3 protein-coding genes are annotated in these 1,212 nt (G+C 47.6%); 1 reads left to right on the top strand and 2 read right to left on the bottom strand.

The features are described from left to right. Nucleotides 1-278: 278 nt before the first annotated feature. On the bottom strand, nucleotides 279-557 hold the full coding sequence (locus ACWEIJ_RS46045; RefSeq protein WP_350590796.1) for a CII family transcriptional regulator: 279 nt from the start codon (nucleotides 555-557) through the stop codon (nucleotides 279-281). Nucleotides 558-693: 136 nt separating this feature from the next. Further along, nucleotides 694-924 (bottom strand): helix-turn-helix domain-containing protein, encoded by a 231-nt coding sequence (locus ACWEIJ_RS46040; RefSeq protein ID WP_274756370.1) that lies wholly within the window; start codon nucleotides 922-924, stop codon nucleotides 694-696. A 34-nt stretch (nucleotides 925-958) separates the two neighbouring features. Between ACWEIJ_RS46040 and ACWEIJ_RS46035 the strand changes: the two genes are divergently transcribed. Then, nucleotides 959-1,212: helix-turn-helix domain-containing protein (locus tag ACWEIJ_RS46035; RefSeq protein ID WP_449843627.1), on the top strand; the 254-nt coding region annotated here is incomplete at its 3' end.

The raw sequence follows: 1,212 nt of genomic DNA, 5'->3' as shown, positions 1-1,212 counted from the left end.
GCGGGTATACCCATCATCGGTATCAGCCACGCGTTGCTCCATGACCTCTTGATGAGGTTTACGGTAGTCGGATAATTTTCTAACGACACCCATTCTTCTTCACCCCTGCCAGTGCAATCCGATATTCACCAATGAACCGAGCAGCAAAGCTCCGGTTATTGGCGGCTGCAACAACGATTCCTTCCGGTGAATCAGGATGCCGTCGTTCCTCTTCTGTCTTGTAAATTCGGCGATTTTTTGCCATAATTTCCTCCAGTGGTTATCTCCAAACATCACTATCACGCCTCGAAAGCTGCAACTTCCGGGGCGTTTTCTTTTGGTGACAGATATCCAGCCAGGCGCTTAGCCAACTCCGCCATTTCTTCGTCTGCTATCCCATAGTTCAGGACAGCAAGCGCCATGCTCATAGTCTCCAGCAAGCCTGATTTCCACCGGCTAACCTGTGACTCATTAACTCCCATAGCATCAGCAAACTTGCGCTGACCCATTGCTGCGATTTTGTTCAGAAGCGACGAGTGAATCTTCATCGCCGTCTTGCGTGTGCTTGCAGTTTCCATGCGTAATACTTCCTTTGTGGTTTAGATAGTTAATGCGTAAATAATTGTTTTATCGTGCACCATTGACAGTCATCCATTGACCACGCCGGGCACCCGACCATATACCGGGCCGTTCGGTACTAAAAGTACATTTTATTTACATGACTAATTGCTGCTTACCGATACGGCGAATCTGTGCTGCTGAATACTTGCCGCCTGATGCTTTGGCGATCTTATCCGCGTACTCGGTTTCTCCTGTAAACTCGGTACGCGGCAGAGAACCACGCTCTATCCATTTATAAATGGCCTTGGGCGTAAGTCCGCAAACCTCAGCCACAACAGATACACGAACGGATTTAATGACGTGTCCAAACGTGATTTCGTTCATTTGCATCTCCAGTGGTGAACTTATAGTTCATATTATGACGGAACTGATAGTACAGTCAAGCACAGATATAGTTGAACTTATGGTTCAACTAAATGAGCGCGAAAAATTCTCGCAAAGGCTTGCGCTAGCCTGTGATAAGGCGGGATTACCACAACATGGCAGGCAGGCTGATCTCGCTGCCAGAATGAAGCTTACGCCCAAGGCTGTGAGCAAGTGGTTTAATGGTGAGTCGCTTCCACGAAATGATAATATGGAGTTGCTAGCTTCAGTAAATGGAACTACTGCTGC

The organism is Lentzea sp. NPDC004789 (genome assembly GCF_053601075.1).
The sequence above is the reverse complement of the archived record's forward strand: the minus strand, read 5'-3'. Positions and strand labels throughout refer to the sequence as shown.